The sequence below is a fragment of the Actinokineospora iranica genome, assembly GCF_900101685.1.
GTDB classification, from domain to species: Bacteria; Actinomycetota; Actinomycetes; order Mycobacteriales; family Pseudonocardiaceae; genus Actinokineospora; species Actinokineospora iranica.
Genome location: NZ_FMZZ01000004.1, coordinates 199079 through 215519 on the forward strand (window position 1 = coordinate 199079; position 16441 = coordinate 215519).

Annotated in this window: 16 protein-coding genes; 8 read left to right on the plus strand and 8 right to left on the minus strand. The window is 70.4% G+C overall.

Annotated elements, in window-relative coordinates; genetic code table 11:
* Window positions 1-64 precede the first annotated feature (64 nt).
* From BLS56_RS10915 to ligD (BLS56_RS10930), 4 genes are read left to right on the plus strand one after another with little or no spacing between them, the layout of a single operon-like run.
* Window positions 65-856, plus strand: coding sequence for a DUF2470 domain-containing protein (locus tag BLS56_RS10915; protein WP_091449868.1), 792 nt, complete (start codon window positions 65-67; stop codon window positions 854-856).
* Between the two features lie 9 nt (window positions 857-865).
* A complete protein-coding gene (locus BLS56_RS10920; protein WP_091449869.1) occupies window positions 866-1672 on the plus strand; it encodes a CPBP family intramembrane glutamic endopeptidase in 807 nt (268 codons plus the stop codon).
* A 55-nt stretch (window positions 1673-1727) separates the two neighbouring features.
* Window positions 1728-3197 carry a non-homologous end-joining DNA ligase gene (ligD, locus tag BLS56_RS10925; protein WP_091449870.1) on the plus strand — a complete coding sequence of 490 codons (1470 nt, stop codon included), beginning with the start codon at window positions 1728-1730 and terminating at the stop codon, window positions 3195-3197.
* Window positions 3187-4101 (plus strand): non-homologous end-joining DNA ligase, encoded by a 915-nt coding sequence (gene ligD / locus BLS56_RS10930; protein ID WP_091449871.1) that lies wholly within the window; start codon window positions 3187-3189, stop codon window positions 4099-4101. Before ligD (BLS56_RS10925) ends, ligD (BLS56_RS10930) begins: the two co-directional genes overlap by 11 nt.
* 858 nt (window positions 4102-4959) lie before the next feature.
* Here the strand turns inward: ligD (BLS56_RS10930) and BLS56_RS10935 are convergent.
* Window positions 4960-5532, minus strand: coding sequence for a DM13 domain-containing protein (locus BLS56_RS10935; RefSeq protein ID WP_091449872.1), 573 nt, complete (start codon window positions 5530-5532; stop codon window positions 4960-4962).
* Between the two features lie 114 nt (window positions 5533-5646).
* Here BLS56_RS10935 and BLS56_RS10940 point away from each other — a divergent pair, with 114 nt between their 5' ends.
* From BLS56_RS10940 to BLS56_RS10950, 3 genes are all read left to right on the plus strand, one after another.
* Complete coding sequence (locus tag BLS56_RS10940; RefSeq protein WP_091449873.1) at window positions 5647-6879, plus strand: arginine deiminase; 1233 nt, start codon at window positions 5647-5649, stop codon at window positions 6877-6879.
* Window positions 6880-6948: 69 nt separating this feature from the next.
* Complete coding sequence (locus tag BLS56_RS10945) at window positions 6949-7482, plus strand: hypothetical protein (protein WP_091449874.1); 534 nt, start codon at window positions 6949-6951, stop codon at window positions 7480-7482.
* Between the two features lie 280 nt (window positions 7483-7762).
* Window positions 7763-8293 (plus strand): ferritin, encoded by a 531-nt coding sequence (locus BLS56_RS10950; protein ID WP_091449875.1) that lies wholly within the window; start codon window positions 7763-7765, stop codon window positions 8291-8293.
* 132 nt (window positions 8294-8425) lie between these two features.
* Here the strand turns inward: BLS56_RS10950 and BLS56_RS10955 are convergent, their stop codons facing one another.
* Both BLS56_RS10955 and BLS56_RS10960 read right to left on the minus strand, forming a co-directional pair.
* Entirely contained in the window at window positions 8426-8767 is a 342-nt protein-coding gene (locus tag BLS56_RS10955) for a DUF952 domain-containing protein (protein ID WP_091449876.1), read from the minus strand.
* Window positions 8764-9720, minus strand: a complete 957-nt coding sequence (locus tag BLS56_RS10960) for a DUF5926 family protein (protein ID WP_091449877.1) — start codon at window positions 9718-9720, stop codon at window positions 8764-8766. The genes BLS56_RS10955 and BLS56_RS10960 overlap by 4 nt, the downstream gene beginning before the upstream one ends.
* A 105-nt stretch (window positions 9721-9825) precedes the next feature.
* Between BLS56_RS10960 and BLS56_RS10965 the strand changes: the two genes are divergently transcribed.
* Window positions 9826-11004, plus strand: a complete 1179-nt coding sequence (locus BLS56_RS10965; RefSeq protein WP_091449878.1) for a cytochrome P450 — start codon at window positions 9826-9828, stop codon at window positions 11002-11004.
* Window positions 11005-11079: 75 nt separating this feature from the next.
* Here BLS56_RS10965 and BLS56_RS10970 read toward each other — a convergent pair whose 3' ends face one another.
* The 5 genes from BLS56_RS10970 to BLS56_RS10990 all read right to left on the minus strand — a co-directional run bounded on the left by BLS56_RS10970 (window position 11080) and on the right by BLS56_RS10990 (window position 16441).
* Complete coding sequence (locus BLS56_RS10970; RefSeq protein ID WP_091449879.1) at window positions 11080-11979, minus strand: DUF4328 domain-containing protein; 900 nt, start codon at window positions 11977-11979, stop codon at window positions 11080-11082.
* A 2-nt stretch (window positions 11980-11981) separates the two neighbouring features.
* Window positions 11982-12305, minus strand: coding sequence for a rhodanese-like domain-containing protein (locus tag BLS56_RS10975; RefSeq protein WP_091449880.1), 324 nt, complete (start codon window positions 12303-12305; stop codon window positions 11982-11984).
* A gap of 70 nt (window positions 12306-12375) precedes the next feature.
* On the minus strand, window positions 12376-14049 hold the full coding sequence (locus BLS56_RS10980) for a solute symporter family protein (RefSeq protein ID WP_091449881.1): 1674 nt from the start codon (window positions 14047-14049) through the stop codon (window positions 12376-12378).
* The gene (locus tag BLS56_RS10985) at window positions 14046-14366 is read right to left on the minus strand and encodes a DUF485 domain-containing protein (protein WP_091450062.1); all 321 of its coding nucleotides are present in this window, start codon (window positions 14364-14366) and stop codon (window positions 14046-14048) included. Before BLS56_RS10985 ends, BLS56_RS10980 begins: the two co-directional genes overlap by 4 nt.
* Window positions 14367-14647: 281 nt before the next feature.
* Window positions 14648-16441 carry a sodium/solute symporter gene (locus tag BLS56_RS10990; RefSeq protein ID WP_091449882.1) on the minus strand — a complete coding sequence of 598 codons (1794 nt, stop codon included), beginning with the start codon at window positions 16439-16441 and terminating at the stop codon, window positions 14648-14650.

A 16441-nucleotide genomic window follows, 5' to 3' on the forward strand; every position in this document is an offset into this window, starting at 1 on the left:
CGGGGCATCGGCTTCCCAGCACGACCCGCTTCAAGTTAGGGTTACCTAAGTAGGAGGTGTGGCAGTGACCAGTGCAGCGGACCCGCCCCGTCCCCCGACGCCGCACCCGGCCGAGCGGGCCAAGACGATCGCCGCGCTCGGCGGCCGCGCGGCCGTGGTCCCGGCTGGCGGCGACCCGGGCAGAGCCGACCGCGTCTCCCCCCTGCTGCACCACGTCCACGCCGACGGCTCGGTCAGCGTGCTACTGCCCGCCGACCACGAACTGGTCGCCACGGCATGGCAGGCGCCGCGCGGCGAACTAGCCATGATGGTGGAACTCGCCGACCCCGCCCCGGTGCCGCTGCGCGAGCCGATCCGCGGCCTGCTGTGGATCACCGGCTGGCTGCGCGCGCTCGCCGACGACGAGGCCCGCGCGCTGGCCGTCGACGTCGCCGAGACCCGCCCCGACCCCCGGCTGCTCGACCTCGGCCACGGCGCGGCCCTGCTCCGGCTCGTGCCCGCGTCGCTGGTGCTGGCCGACGCCGAGGGCACGCACGCGGTCGCCCTGGACGCCTTCGCCACCGCCGAGCCCGACCCGTTCGCCGCGTTCGAGGCGGGCTGGCTGCGGCACCTGGAGGTCTCGCACACCGACGTCGTCGGGGCCCTCATCCGGCACCTGCCCGACAACCTGCGCGGCGGGCACGTGCGGCCGCTCGGCCTGGACCGGTTCGGCCTGCGGCTGCGGGTCGAGGCCGCCGACGCCGACCACGACGTGCGGCTGGCGTTCTCCCGGCCGGTGCGCACCGCCGCCGAGCTGAGCGTGGAACTGCGCAGGCTGGTGGGCTGCCCGTTCCTGGCCGAGCAGCGCACCCGGTAACTTGCCGCGGTGACCACCCTGCGCGCCTGGCTCGCCCCGCGCCGACCGGGCGGCGACCTGATCGCCGACCCGCGCGAACGGCGGCTGGTGTGGGCCGAATTGGTGATCGTCTTCGCGGTCACCCTCGGCCTGTCCGGGCTGAGCAGCCTCCTGTCACTGATCGACGCCCTGCTCGCCCCGGTCGCGCTCGGCGACCAGACGGTGGCGATCAACGTGCCGCAGGCCGACGTCGGCGTGCTCGACCTGCTCAAGCAGCTGCTCGGCGTGGTGCGGCTGACCGCGTGGGGCGCGCTGGGCGCCTACCTGCTCTACCGCGCCGGGATGCGGTTCGCCGACATCGGCATGGACCTGCGCCGCAAACGCGCCGACGCGCTCGCCGGGGTCGGCCTGGCCGCGCTGATCGGGTTGCCCGGGCTGGGTTTCTACCTCGTCAGCCACGCCATCGGGATCAACCTCGCGGTCGCGCCGTCCACTTTGGACGACACCTGGTGGCGGCCGGTCGCGCTGACCCTGCTCGCGGCGGGCAACGCGTGGGCGGAAGAGATGCTGGTCGTCGGGTACCTGATCAGCCGGTTGCGGCACCTGGGCTTCGGGGAGAACTCGTCGCTGCTGGTCTCGGCCGTGGTGCGCGGGTCGTACCACCTGTACCAGGGCTTCGGCGGGTTCATCGGCAACGTGGTGATGGGCCTGGTGTTCGGCCGGGTGTGGCAGCGCGCGAACCGGCTGTGGCCGCTGGTGCTGGCGCACACGCTGCTCGACTTCGTCGCCTTCGTCGGCTACTCGCTGCTACGCGGCAAGGTGTCCTGGCTGCCCTGATTGCGGGCTTTCGCGCGCGCGGGTACTAAGAGGACGCAGGGGGTACTTAGAGGATATGGCAGGCCTCGGCGAGTACCGCAGGAAGCGGGACCCCGGGCGCACCCCGGAGCCGGTGCCCGCCGACGACGCCCTCCCGCGCGGGGATGACAACACTGGGAACGACAACACCTTCGTCATCCAGGAGCACCACGCGAGCAGGCTGCACTGGGACGTGCGGCTCGAACGCGGCGGCGTGCTGGTGAGCTGGGCCGTCCCCAAGGGCCTGCCGACCGAGCCCGGCGACATCCGACTGGCCGTGCACACCGAGGACCACCCCATGGAGTACGCGACCTTCGAGGGCGAGATCCCCCAAGGCGAGTACGGGGGCGGCAAGATGCTCATCTGGGACCGGGGCACGTATGAGACGGTCAAGTGGAGCGACCGCGAAGTGGCCGTCGTGTTCTCCGGCGGCCGGGTGCGCGGCAAGTACACCTTCTTCCACGGCGGCAAGTCCCCCCGCGACTGGATGGTCCGCCGCTCCGACCCGCCGCAGCGGCCCGACTGGGCGCCGCTGCCGGACAAGATCGCGCCGATGCTGGCCACCCCCGGCTCACTGCCGCCCGCCGACCAGGACGACCAGTGGGCGTACGAGTTCAAATGGGACGGCGTCCGCGCCCTCGCCCGCGTCGACGGCGGGCGGCTGCGGCTGTTCGCCCGCAGCGGCAACGACATCACCGGCACCTACCCGGAACTGCGCCCGCTCGGCGAGGAACTGGGTAGCACCCAGGTGTGGCTCGACGGCGAGATCGTCGCCTTCGCCGACGGCAAGCCCTCGTTCGCCGCGCTGCAACGGCGGATGCACGTCACCGAGGCGCGGCTGACCCGCAGACTGGCCGCCGACCTGCCGGTCACCTACGTGGTGTTCGACGTCGCGCACCTCGACGGCCGCTCCTGCCTGCCCCTCCCCTACACCGAGCGCAGGGCCCTGCTGGTGAGCCTCAACCTGCGCGGGCCGCACTGGCAGACCTCGCCGAGCTACCCCGGCGAGGGCCCCGCCGTGCTGGCCACCGCCCGCGACCAGGCGCTGGAGGGGATCATCGCCAAACGCCTGGGCTCCCGCTACCACCAGGGCAAACGCACCCCGGACTGGATCAAGATCACCGACCTGCGCGCCGTGGAGGTCGTCATCGGCGGCTGGCGCCCCGGCGAGGGCAGGCGGAGTGACGTGTTCGGCTCCCTGATGCTCGGCATCCCGTCTGCGGACGGGTTGCGGTATGTCGGGCAGGTCGGCACCGGCTTCACCGACGAGATGCTGCGGACCCTCACCGCGAAACTGCTCCGCCTGGAACGCAAGACACCCCCTTTCGCCACCCCCGTCCCCCGCGAACGGGCGCGCGGCGCGCGGTGGGTTCGACCGACGCTCGTCGGGGAAGTCGTGTTCCGGGACTGGACGGCCGACGGCCGGATGCGGGCGCCGTCCTGGCGCGGGCTGCGTCCGGACAAGCGTCCGGAAGACGTCGAAGGGTGGCACGGCGATGGCCGGTGAAGTGCTGGTGGAGGTCGAGGGCAGACGACTCCGACTGTCCAATTTGGACAAGGTGCTGTACCCGGAGGACGGCTTCACCAAGGCGGACGTGATCGACTACTACAGCCGCGTCGCCCCCGTGCTGACCCCGCACCTGGTCGACCGCCCCGTCACGTTCCGCCGCTTCCCCGACGGCGTGGCCGCCCCAGGTTTCTTCGAGAAGAACACCTCACGGCACGCGCCGGAATGGATTCGGACCGTCACCATAGAGACACCCGGCAGCACCACCGGCGCGGAAACCCTCGACTTCGCGCTGCTGTGCGACCTGCCGTCCCTGGTGTGGGCGGCAAACCAAGCGGGCCTGGAACTCCACGTTCCACAATGGACAGTAGGCCCGCGTGGCGGCAAACAGTCCCCGGACCGCCTGGTGTTCGACCTGGACCCCGGCCCACCCGCCACCATCGTCGAATGCTGCGAAGTCGCCCAACACCTCCGCGAGACCCTGACCGAAGACGGCATTGAGGTGCTGGCGAAAACCAGCGGCTCCAAGGGAATGCAGCTTTACGCGGCGGTGACGACCACTTCGGACACCAAAACCTCCGACTACGCCAAGTCCCTGGCCGAACGCCTGGAGAAAACCCTCCCCACCCTCGTCGTCTCCCGAATGGCGAAGAACCTCCGCCCCCACAAGGTCTTCATCGACTGGAGCCAGAACAACCCCAAGAAGACAACGGTCGCCCCCTACTCGCTGCGCGCCCGCCCCCACCCCACCGTGTCGACTCCCATCACCTGGGACGAGGTAGCCGCCTGCCGCACCCCCCAAGACCTCACCTTCACCGCCGACGACGTCCTGGACCGCATAACCACCCACGGCGACCTGTTCGCCCCCCTGCTGGCAGGCAAAGGCCCCAAACTCCCCCGCTGACTCCACTCAGCACCAACGGCACCCTCAGCCACTCATGAAACCCAAGCAGCTCCAGTCACGGGGGCACCACCAAGCGCCCCCGGCCCTCGGCACTCCCCAGCACCCAAACACCACCGGCACCCCCGGCAAGCGCCAGCCCCCACCCCAAGTGCTCGATCGGGTGGACCGGCTTGATACGGGGAAGGGCGACCGTAAACTTGCCGTGGTCGTGGGGGCGAAGCCGCCCCACCCAGCTTTTCCCGCGACGGTCGCCCGAGGGGTCCCCGTGTCAAGCCGGTCCACCCGATCGAGCAAACCCACCCAAACCCGGGCACAGCACCCCGAGAAAACCCAGCAGAAACGCAACGCTCCCACACAACAAACCCCACCCGCCCTGGGGGCCAGGGCTCCGTCAAAGTCGTGTTTGGGCACGTCAGGATGGCTGCTCGGACCCGACTGCGAGGGCCTCGGCGGTGGGGGTTGTGGTGGTGTTCGCAGTCTCGGTGGCGTGTTGCCAGTGAGCGTCGGCGGGAACCGGGGCGTGATCGAATGGCGGGGAGACTTGCCGACCTCTCCCGGCACGTGCGGCGGGTCGGTCCACAAACTCCACTCTCGACTGAACGTGAACGCAGAACACCGTTCTGGTTCGTGAACCCGCAGGTCGGCGAGTGTCTTTTCCTCGCACGCGGGGTTGCTCCGGCTGCGACCGCCGCTTGGGGTGTTCGCGATGCCGTCTTCCCGACCCGGAGGACCCGGCCCATGGGCTGATCGAATTTGACGGTCCCCTGGTCCTGGGGCCGGGCCCTGCTCCAGACTATCGCCGTAGGTCACACGGGGATGAGGGTGCGTCGCGCCTGTGGATAACTTGGCGGCCGCAGGTCACAGAGCGAGAGCCGCCGAACCGAACGAGACATTGAAGCGGTCGCACCAGATGACGGCGCTGCGAAGACCTGCCAGGTCGACATCGGCAGGTATGGCGTAGTTGTGGTTGCCGTCAGTGGCCTTGAGCTTGCCCAGCGAAACGTATCGGCCGTCGTCGTACTTGCCCCAGGAGCCGCCTGCTTCGGCAGCGGAGAGCCACACGAACAGGTCAGGCCCATCCGAGGTGGAGAAGCCCTCCAAGCGCAGGACCCGGTCACCGCCCTGTTCGAGGACGCGGGCCGTGCCGCTGGTGGTGTGCTCCTGGGACACGAACGCCCCTTCGGCGAGCACCCGCGGCCCCACCGGCGTAGACGGGGTGGTGGGCGTAGCCGTGTCGGAGGCGGGAGCGGAGCCGGGCACGGCTGGGGCGGCGGTCGTCGCGACCGGGGCGAAACCCTCGGGCAGCGCCTCGTCGACCGTGCTGCGGGTCCACAGCCGCCACGGCTGGAACGCCCACAATCCGCCCGCCAGGAGCACCAGGGCGACCACAAGCCCGACCTGGACCACCCTGCGACGCAACAACCCGCGCATCGAACTCGCCTCTCGTTTAACGATTCGCCCACGAGCACGGCGACCACCGGCTTCTTCCGCCATTCTGCCCTGCGGCCTGCCGCTTTTTCCTTACCGAGTGGTTACGCTCGGCTGGTGACCGCCCCCACCCCGGACGCCGAGCGGACTCAGCCCGCGCCGCGCGTCGACAGCGAGGTCGGCCCCCTGCGCGCGGTGCTGCTGCACCGGCCGGGCAACGAACTCAAGCGTCTCACGCCCCGCAACAACGACCAGTTGCTGTTCGACAGCATCCCCTGGGTCGACCGGGCGCAGGACGAGCACGACGCGTTCGCCGACGTGCTCGGTGGGCGGGGTGTCGAGGTGATGCTGCTGGCCGAAAGCCTGGTTGTGGCGTTGGCCGACGAACGCGCCCACGCCGCGGCGGCGCGGACCGCGGTCGACCGGCGCAGGCTCGGCAACGAACTCGCCGACGCGCTCGCCTCCCATCTGTCCACAGTGGACGCCAAAGGGCTGGCCGATGTGCTGATGGGCGGCATGACCTTCGAGGAGCTGCCCGCGGCCGAGGGCGCGTCGCTGGTGCGCAAGATGCACCACCCGCACGACTTCGTGGTCGACCCGCTGCCGAACCTGCTGTTCACCCGGGACTCGTCGGTGTGGATCGGCGACCGGGTGGCGATCGCGTCGCTGGCGATGCCCGCGCGGGCGCGGGAAACGGCGCTGTTGGACGTGATCTACGCCTACCACCCGCGGTTCCGCACGGCGGGCCGCGCGTACGGCGCGCACTCCGCCCCCGTCGAGGGCGGCGACGTGCTGTTGCTGTCCCCCGGTGTCATCGCCATCGGCGTCGGCGAGCGCACCACCCCGGCGGGCGCGGAATCCCTTGCCCGGTCGGCGTTCTCAGACGGCTTGGCGCACACCGTGCTCGCCGTCCCGATCGCCCAGGACCGGGCGACGATGCACCTGGACACCGTGTGCACCATGGTCGACCGCGACGCCGTGGTGATGTACCCGGCGATCCGCGACACGCTGCGGGCGTACACGCTGCGCCCCAACGGTTCCGGCGGCGTCCAGGTCGACGGCCCTGACCCGTTCCTCACCGCGGCGGCCACCGCGATGGGCATCGATCACCTGCGGGTCATCGACACCGGCCTCGACCCGGTCACCGCGGAACGCGAGCAGTGGGACGACGGCAACAACACCCTGGCCCTCGCCCCGGGCGTGGTCGTCGCCTACGAACGCAACGTGGAGACGAACTCCCGCCTGGCGGACGCGGGCATCGAGGTCCTGCGGATCAGCGGCTCCGAACTCGGCACCGGCCGCGGCGGCCCCCGCTGCATGTCGTGTCCGGTCGCGCGGGATTCCTTGTAGACGATCACTTTAGAGGGAACTCCCGCCCGAACCGGACGGGTGACCAGCACTGGTGCCGATGTTCCTCGGGTGACCGTGCACGTCTTCGTCGACGAATCCCGCCGGGGCAGCACTTACCTGCTCGCGGCAGTTCTGATCCCACCCACCCAGCTGACCTCAGTTCGCGTCCTTATGCGCAAGATGTGCCTCCCCGGAGAGCGGCGCGTGCACTTCCAAGCGGAGCAAGACTCGCGACGGCGGCTGATCATCGGCCGCCTCGTGGAGGCGGGCCTGCAAGGCCGCATCTATCTGGGAGCGGGTAGGCCTGATCGGGTTCGCGCCGCGTGCTTGACCGCGCTGGTGGAGGACATCGTCAAAGCCAACGCCTACCGTCTGGTGGTGGAGTCGCGCGACGCCGCCGGAGATCGACTGGACCGCGCGGTGATCCACCGCGCCCTCGCGAACGCGGGCACCGCTCCCCTGGCCTACGAGCACCTGCGCGGGCACGAGGACCCGAATCTGGCAGTCGCGGACGCGATCGGGTGGGCCTTCGGCGCGGGTGGGGATTGGCGCCGCCGGGTCCATCCCGCGATAGACCAAGTTACCGACCTGGGTCGGGTCTGACTGCCCCTGAACAGCGCGAAGCCCGGGCTCCCGTCGTCCGGCGGGTCCTGCCCGGGCTCACTTCCTCGGCCTAGCGGCCTCGGCTGTCTCCCACTCTACACCACATACCGCACGACCCGCCGTCACAAGATCGGGTGAACGGTTTCCTGCAGCGGCACCGAATTAGGAATGCCTAACCTGAATTAGCGTTTCACAGCCTTACCTAACGTGATCCAGATACCGCCTCAAAAGGCTTGTTCGGATTGCGCGCACCCCCCGATGTCGGCGTATTCTCGACCCTATGACCGCCAAGTTCCATCGGCTTCTGCAGGTGCAGATCCGCAACGAGTTCACCGCGTCGCAGCAGTACGTCGCCCTCGCGGTGTGGTTCGACGGGCAGGATCTTCCGAGGCTGGCAAAGCACTTTTACCGCCAGTCGCTTGAGGAGCGCAACCATGCCATGATGATCACCAGGTACTTGTTGGACAACAGCATTCCGGTGTCGATTCCCGGCATCGACGAGGTGCGCAACGAGTTCGCCGACCCCATCGATCTGATCGAATTGGCGCTGCAACAGGAACGGGCCGTCACCGACGACGTCATCACACTGGCCAAGGTCGCCCGGGACGAGGACGACTACCGGGGCGAGCAGTTCATGCAGTGGTTCCTCAAGGAGCAGGTCGAGGAAGTCGCCGCCATGACCACACTGCTCAACGTCGTCAAGCGCGCCAACGGCAACATGTTCCACGTCGAGGACTACCTCGCCCGAGAGCATGTCGCCGCGGACACCAACGACTCGACGGCGCCGCGCGCAGCGGGCGGGACGGTCTGACACCGCCGCTGTTGAGGGGGCGGACCACCCGGTCCGCCCCCTCAACGGTTCTGCCGTAGCCCCGCAGAGACAGGAACTTCTCGCCCACCTCGTCGTTCGCGTCGCGGCGCGACCGTGATCCAGCCGCAGGCTCTACCGCTGGGCCAACGCCGACGGCAGAGTGAAAAAACCGTCGGCGCCGGGCGGGAAATCGTGCGCCGCGACCACCGCCGCGGCCGGGACCGGGCCGTACACGTGCGGGAACCACGGTCCGTCCGGGATGGGCGGCGACCCGGGCTCCCACCGGACCGGGACGCCGACCTTCGCCGGGTCGATCTCCAAGAGCAGCAGGTCCGTGCGGCCGCGGAACAGGCGGTTCGCGGGCAGGTGCACCGTGCCGGGGTCGGAGCAGTGCACGAAGCCCTCGGTGTCCAGGCTCGGCGCGCGGACCTCCCCGGCAGGCCAGGCCGCGCGCTCGATGATGTGCAGGATCACCGGATGGTGATCTGCCTGCCCAGGAGGCCGTCGCGGGCGCGGCGCTCGTCGCTGGTCAGCGGCTCGGCGGCCAGCGAAGCCAGCGCGGCGTCGATACGCGCGCCCAACTCCTCGACGCCGGTGAGCCATTCGCGGGCGTGCAGCTCGCGGTCGAGGTCCCAGACCGGCACCAGCAGGCCGTGCGCGCGGAACGAGCCCGCGTACCGCGAGCCGTCGCCGAGGCCGAGCTCACCGCGGGCGTGCAGCCGGGCCAGCGCGGCGAGCAGGTCGTCCTCCGGCTCGGGACGGACCCAGCGCAGGTGCGCCTTCTCGCCAGCGTCGACCCAGTAGGCCGCCGCGCCGATGCGCTCGGTCGGCAGGATCGCGCCGTTGGCCCGCTCCAGCGACAGCGCGACCTCGCCGGTCGGCTCGCTGCCCTCGGGCATCCACCAGCCGAAGTCGGCGTGCACGGTCGGTTCGAGGGTGGCCTTCGGGTCGAGCAGGTCCTGCAGGCGCTCCGGCTTGTCCCCCGGGTCGGTCTCCGGGCCGACCGCGCCGAGCACGTCACCCGGCTTCGCGTCCAGCGCCCAGCGCACCGCGCGGGCCAGGTCGCGGCTGACGTCGTTCGACCGGGTCTGCACCTGCAAGCCGACGTAGGCGACGCCGTCCGCGCGGATCAGCGCGGCCGCGGCCATCGGCAGCACGGTGGCCAGGGTGATCTCCCGGTCGCCCTCGGCCAGCGGCAGCACGGCGGTGCCCGACGGCACGAACTCGCGCAGCGCGATCAGCTCGCACTCCGCGGCGAGCCCGTCAAACGGCCGGGCCACGGGGATGTCCACGACACCGCCCGCCGAACCGTGGCACGCCTTGTAGCGCTTGCCCGAGCCACACGGGCACGGTTGACGCGGAGCGATGCCGGAGGGGTCCTCGGTCTTGGCCTTGCGCGCGCTCTTCACGGCAGATCGCCTGGACATCTGCGAACTCCTCGTCGAAACCGGGTGAACGATGCGGGAAACGCTATCCAACCAGCTCCGGCCCACTGCGGCTCGGGTAGCGGCGCGTCGCACTACCGTGACGGGATGAGCTTCGATCCCGGAGATCCCGAGTTCATCGCCGACCCGTACCCGGCCTTCGCCGCCCTGCGCGCCACGGGCGAGGTGCACCACCACGACGGGCTCGGCCTCCCGGTCGCCGTCTCGCACGCGGCGTGCTCGGCGGTGCTGCGCGACCGCAGCCTGGGCCGCCTGTGGACGGACGCGGCCCCAGTCGAGGCGTTCACCGCGTTCAACCTGCTGCACCGCAACTCGCTGCTGGAAAGCGAACCGCCGACCCACACCCGGCTCCGCGGACTGATCTCGGCCGCGTTCGCCCGAGGACACACCGAACGGCTGCGACCCCGCGTCGAGGCCCTGGCCGAGCGGATGGTGGCGACCCTGGCCGACCGAATCGCCGCCGACGGCTCAGCCGACCTGATCGAACACCTCGCCGCGCCGCTGCCGGTCGAGGTGATCGGCGAACTGCTGGGCGTGCCGGAAGAACACCGGCCGAGGCTGCGGCCGTGGTCCAACGCGATCGTGAAGATGTACGAGTACGACGTGCCCGCACCCGTGGCCGACGCGGCGGAACGGGCGTCGCGGGAGTTCGCCGACTACCTGGGCGAATTGGCGGACGAGCGGGCGGTCTCACCTCAGGCGGACCTGATCAGCGACCTGGTGGCGGTGCGCGCGGGCACTGACCGGCTGACACGGGACGAGTTGGTGGCCACGGCTGTGCTGTTGCTGATGGCGGGGCATGAGGCGACGGTCAACGTGATCGGCAATGGGGTGCTGGCCCTGCTGCGGCACCGGGAGCAGTGGGACCGGTTGGTCGCCGACCCCGCTTTGCTGCCCACAGCGGTGGAAGAACTGATTCGGTTCGACGCGCCGTTGCAGCTTTTCGAGCGGACCGCTATCGCCCCGGTGACTATCGGCGGGCATCGGGTGGCGGCGGGAGACAAGATCGCGGCGTTGCTCGGGGCGGCTGGGCGGGACCCGCTGGTGTTCCCGGAACCGGACCGGTTGGACGTGGGACGGTCGCCGAATCCGCATCTCGGGTTTGGGGCGGGGATTCACTATTGCGTCGGGGCGCCGTTGGCCCGGGTGGAGGTGGGGGCGGCGTTGCGGGCGTTGGTGATTCGGGTGCCGGGGCTGCGGTTGCTGGGGGTGCAGCGGCGGTCGGAGTTCGTGATTCGGGGGGTTCGGTCGTTGCTGGTGGCCTAGCTCGGTGGGTTGGCTCGATTGGGTGCAGTGGGCGGAAATTGGGCGGGCCCGACGGGATGGCGGTTCGGGCCGGGGTCAGCGGGTGGAACCGGCTGGGCGGGTGGCGCGCAGCGGTGGTTCGGGAGCGCCGTCGACGCGGATCACGCGCATGAGGTGGAGGGTGGTGGGGTCGAGGGGGGCCAGCAGGGTCGACAGGCGGGTGATCACCAGGGCGGTGAGGGTCGCGACCACGGCCGCCGCGAGGTTCGTCGTCGCGGTCAACAGGACACCGTCGGCTTGTGCTTGGACCGAGTCTCGGAAGCGCCAGGCGATGGTGGCCGCGAACAGGAGGCCGCCCGCCGCCCAGGCGGCCCACCACCAGCGGACCAGGGGGGTGGGGGTCGGGCGGGCTTCCGCCTGCCTGCGCAGTACCGCGTGTTCGAGTTCGGCGAGCATGGCGCCGGGGACGACCAGGTTCAGGCCGGGGACAAGCAGGCCGGGGACGATGTGCCAGTCGGGGCGGGCCGGGTCGTATCCGGCGGCGTCGGCGGCGGCGCGGCGGGCGACGAACAGCCACGACAGCACTGTCCCGGTGGCGATCAGGCCGCCCGCGATCGCGAGGACGGAGCCGGTGACCACCAGGCTGTCGGAGAACCGCACCGTCTCGCCTGACAGCGCGCTGGTGCGGCTTCGCAGCAGCAGGATGTACCGCCACACTTCCGCGCCCGCGGCCAGGACGGTGACCACGGTCAGGACCCACAGTGCCGACACCGCGAGCCGGGCGCGGCCGCGGACGCGTTCGATGGCCTCTTCGCGGGATTCCGCTATGCCGGGGACCGAGGTGGGCCACCGCCACGCCAGGGCCGGGAAACCCCAGCGGGGCGGGGTGCGGTACGCGGGCGGCCCCAGGTACGGGGCCCGCGGCCGTGGGGCGATGGGGGTGCCGACCCCGGGCGGCGGGGTGGCCACCCACTCGAACCGGGGCGACGGTGGCACGGCTAGATGACCTGCGGTTCCGCGCCGGAGTCGGTGACCAGTGGGCGGCCGAGCGCGGCCCAGGACTGCATCCCGCCGTCGACGTTCTTGGCTTCCCAGCCGTTGCCGTTGAGGTACTGGGTGACCCGGGCGGACCGGCCGCCGACCCGGCAGATCACGTAGATCTCGCCGCCGTCGGGCACGTCGGCGAGCCTGCCCGCGAGTTCGCTCATCGGGATGTGGACGGCGCCGGGGGCGTGGCCCGCGTCCCACTCGTCCTGTTCCCGGACGTCGAGCAGGACCGCGTCCTCTGGGACGTCGGCGCAGGACACGGCGGGCGGGTTCATCGGCTGCACACATCGATGCTGCCACGTCCACCCGTACGGCGCGGGTGAAGCCCGCCGCGTCCCGTGCGGCTCAGTGGGCGGTCGCCTTCTCCGAGCCAGCGCCGGTCAGCGCGCGGACCTCCATCTCGGCGTGCTTGGCCGCGTCGCCGGGCTTGGACAGGACCGTGCCCAGCCAGCCGAGCAGGAACGACACCGGGATGGAGACCAGGCCGGGGTTCTGCAGCGGGAACAGGTCGAAGTCGGCGTTGGGGAACATCGCGGACGGCCTGCCCGACACCGCGGGCGAGAACACGATCAGCAGCACGCAGACCGTGAGGCCGCCGTAGATGCTCCACAGCGCGCCCGCGGTGTTGAACCGCTTCCAGAACAGCGAGTACAGGATCGTCGGCAGGTTGGCCGACGCCGCGACGGCGAACGCCAGGGCGACCAGGAACGCGATGTTCTGGCCGTTGGCGACGATGCCGCCGACGATGGCGACCCCGCCGATGACGACCGCGGTGATCCGGGCGACGCGCACCTCGGCGTCCTTGTCGTCGGCGGCGCCGCGCTTGATCACGTTGGCGTAGATGTCGTGCGCGAAGGACGCCGACGCGGTGATGGTCAGGCCCGCGACGACGGCCAGGATCGTGGCGAAGGCGACCGCGGCGATGAAGCCGAGCAGGATCGGCCCGCCCAGGGCGGCGGCGAGCAGCGGCGCCGCGGAGTTGGCCTTGCCGGGGGCGGCGAGGATCTCGGCAGGCCCGACCAACGCGGCCGCGCCGTAGCCCAGGACCAGGGTGAACAGGTAGAACACGCCGATCAGGACGATGGCCCACACCACCGAGCGGCGGGCCTCGCGGGCGGTGGGGACGGTGTAGAAGCGCATCAGGATGTGCGGCAGGCCCGCGGTGCCCAGCACCAGCGCGACGGCCAGGGACAGGAAGTCGAGCTTGGTCACCTCGGTCGCGCCATACTGCAAGCCGGGTTCGAGGACCTTCTCGCCCGCCTTGGGGCTGTTCTCGACCGCGGCGCCGAGCAGGGTGGACAGGTTCATGCCGTACTTGCCGAGCACCCACGCTGTCATCACGGCGGCGCCGCTGATCAGCAGGACCGCCTTGATGATCTGCACCCAGGTGGTGCCCTTCATGCCGCCGATGAGCACGTACAGGATCATCAGCGCGCCCACGACGGCGATCACCAGCGCCTGCCCGACCTTGCTCTCGATGCCCAGCAGCAGCGCGACGAGCCCGCCCGCGCCCGCCATCTGCGCGAGCAGGTAGAAGAACGACACCGCCAGGGTGGAGGTGGCCGCGGCGGCGCGGACCGGACGCTGCCGCATCCGGAAGCTCAGGACGTCGCCCATCGTGTACTTGCCGGTGTTGCGCAGCAGTTCGGCGACCAGCAGCAGCGCCACCAGCCAGGCCACGAGGAACCCGATGGAGTACAGGAAACCGTCGTAGCCGTAGACGGCGATGGCGCCCGCGATGCCGAGGAAGGACGCGGCGGACAGGTAGTCGCCGGAGATGGCGATGCCGTTCTGCGCGCCGGTGAAGGCGCGGCCCGCGGCGTAGTAGTCGGACGCGGTCCTGGTGTCGCGACTGGCGCGGAACACCACGACCAGGGTGACGGCGACGAAGGCGCCGAAGATGGCGACATTGAGCCAGGCGTTGGACCCGGCGGTCTCGGCGGTCTGGGCGGTCAGCCCAGGCAGCCCGGTCAGCCCGGTCAGCCCGGTCTCAGCCGCGGTGACGTGCGCTGCGGTCATCGGTCGTCACCCTCCAGGTCTTGGCGGATCTTGGCCGCGAGCGGGTCGATGTGGCGGTCCGCGTGGCGGACGTAGAGGAACGTGATGAGGAATGTCGAGGCGAACTGCAGCAGTCCGAGTGCGAGGCCGACGTTGATGTTGCCGACGAGCGGGGTCGCCATGAACCCGTGGGCGTAGTCGGCGAGCAGGACGTAGAGCAGGTACCAGAGCAGGAACGCCGCGGTCATCGGGAAGACGAACCTGCGCAGTCTCCGCTTGAGTTCGACGAACTCCGCACTTTGCTGCGCTCGCACCCATTCCGTTTCCTCGGTGCTCATGATGGACACAGTGACCCTCCGTACGTTTTGGCTTCGGGTCGAAACGATAGGACTCCGTACTGGTGCTGTAACCAACCGATCGGGGCGATCTCGCCAAGCTGACGGGTGAAGCATTGCCGGAACAGATACTGTGGCTCGCATCACAACGCCACAATTACCAATAGTTCATAACCAAATCAGGTGAGGATTTTTTCACCCATTCGTGAAACCACCACGTGGGGTAATTGCCGAGCCGTGGCACTTATCGCCCTTCGGTGGCCTAGCAGCCGACCCGATCGGGCTTAGCGCCGGTGTCGGCCATTCGCCAGCCGAGTCCGGTCGGCCGCGCTGCCGAACCGGGCGATGTCCCGGTCGCGGATGAAGCCGAGCCGGTCCGGTGCGTGCATCCGCATCCGGATGCGGTTCGTGTCCGCCGGAATCCGGCTCTGCGTCGCCTTGCTCATGATCACCACGGCCAGGAACGCGACCGGCACGGTCACCAGCGCGGGCTGCTGCAGGTACTCCGGCGCCCAGTCCCCGGTGAACCTGCTGAAGATCGTCACGCCCAGCGCGGCCAGCACCAGCCCGCCGCCGATGACCATCCCGGCCGCCGCGCCGATCCAGGTGATCTTGCGCCACCAGATGCCCAGCACCAGCACCGGGCAGAACGTCGACGCGCCAAGCGCGAAGGTCATCCCGATGCTCATCGAGATGTCCCCCTGCTTCAAGACCAGCGCCAGCGCCAGCGGCACCCCGCCCGCGATGCCGCTGGCGAGCCGGAAGTCCCGAAACCACCTCTTGAGCCAGTCGGTGTAGAGCACCCCGGCCACGCTCACGACCAAGCCCCCCGACGTCGAGAGGAACGCCGCGAACGCCCCGGCCGCGGTGACCGCCCCCAGGATCTGCCCGAGCAGACCGGGCGCGATCTTCATCGGCAGCGCCAGCGCCGCCGCGTCCGTCGTGCCGGTGACCAGCAGCTCCGGGGTGTAGACCCGCGACAGCGCGCCGATCAGCATCGGGAACACGTAGAACAGCGAGAGCAGCAAGAGCACGTGCAACGTCGTGCGGCGGGCCGCGCGGCCGTCGGGGTTGGTGTAGAAGCGCACGAGCACGTGCGGCAGGCCCATGGTGCCCAGGAACAGCGCCAGGATCAGCGAGTACGTGGTGAGCAGGTCGCCAGAGCCGGACACCGGGCGCAGCCAGCTCTGGTTGTCGGTCGGCGCGCCCTCGACGACCGGGACCGACTCGCCAGCGGCGAACCGAAGCTCGGTGCCCTGCTCGACGGTGTGCGTGGTGCCCGCGCTCCAGTACGAGTGCCCATTGGCCGGGGCGTTGTCGATGCGGCCGCTGGCCCACGGCCGTACGCTCTCGTCTACCCGCACCACGACGTCGGTCTCCACCCGCACTACCGCCGCGCTGGTAAACCGGGGCGGTAGCGGCTCGGACAGCCCTGTCGCGTCAAGACCGCGCACACCGCCGTCGCCGATGAACAGCGCGCACATGACGAACGTCGGCGCGGCGATGGCGAACAGCTTCAGCCAGTACTGGAACGCCTGCACGACGGTGATGGCCCGCATCCCGCCGCCGAAGACGTTGACGATGACCACGACCGCCACCACCGCCGCCCCCACCCACGTCGGAGCCGACGGCAGCACCTGGTGCAGGGTCATGCCCGCGCCCTGCAACTGCGGGACCAGGTAGAGCATCCCGATGAGCACCACGAACCCCGTCGACAGCCCGCGCAGCCCCCGCGAGCCGAGCCGGGCCTCGCAGAAGTCGGGCAGCGTGTACGCCCCGGAGCGGCGCAGCGGGGCGGCGACGAACAGCATCAGCGCCAGGTAGCCCGCGGTGAAGCCGATCGGGTACCACAGGGCGTCCGCGCCGTCCTTGAGCACGAGTCCGGCGACGCCGAGGAACGACGCGGCCGACAGGTACTCCCCCGAGACGGCCGCCGCGTTCCGTCGGGAGCGCACGGTGCGCCGGGCGACCAGGAAGTCCTGCGTGGTGCTGGCCAGGCGGGAACTGCGGAAGCCGAGGGAGAACGTGGCCAGGCCGACCAGCGCGATTCCCGCCACGGCCCACAGGTTCAGAGTCAA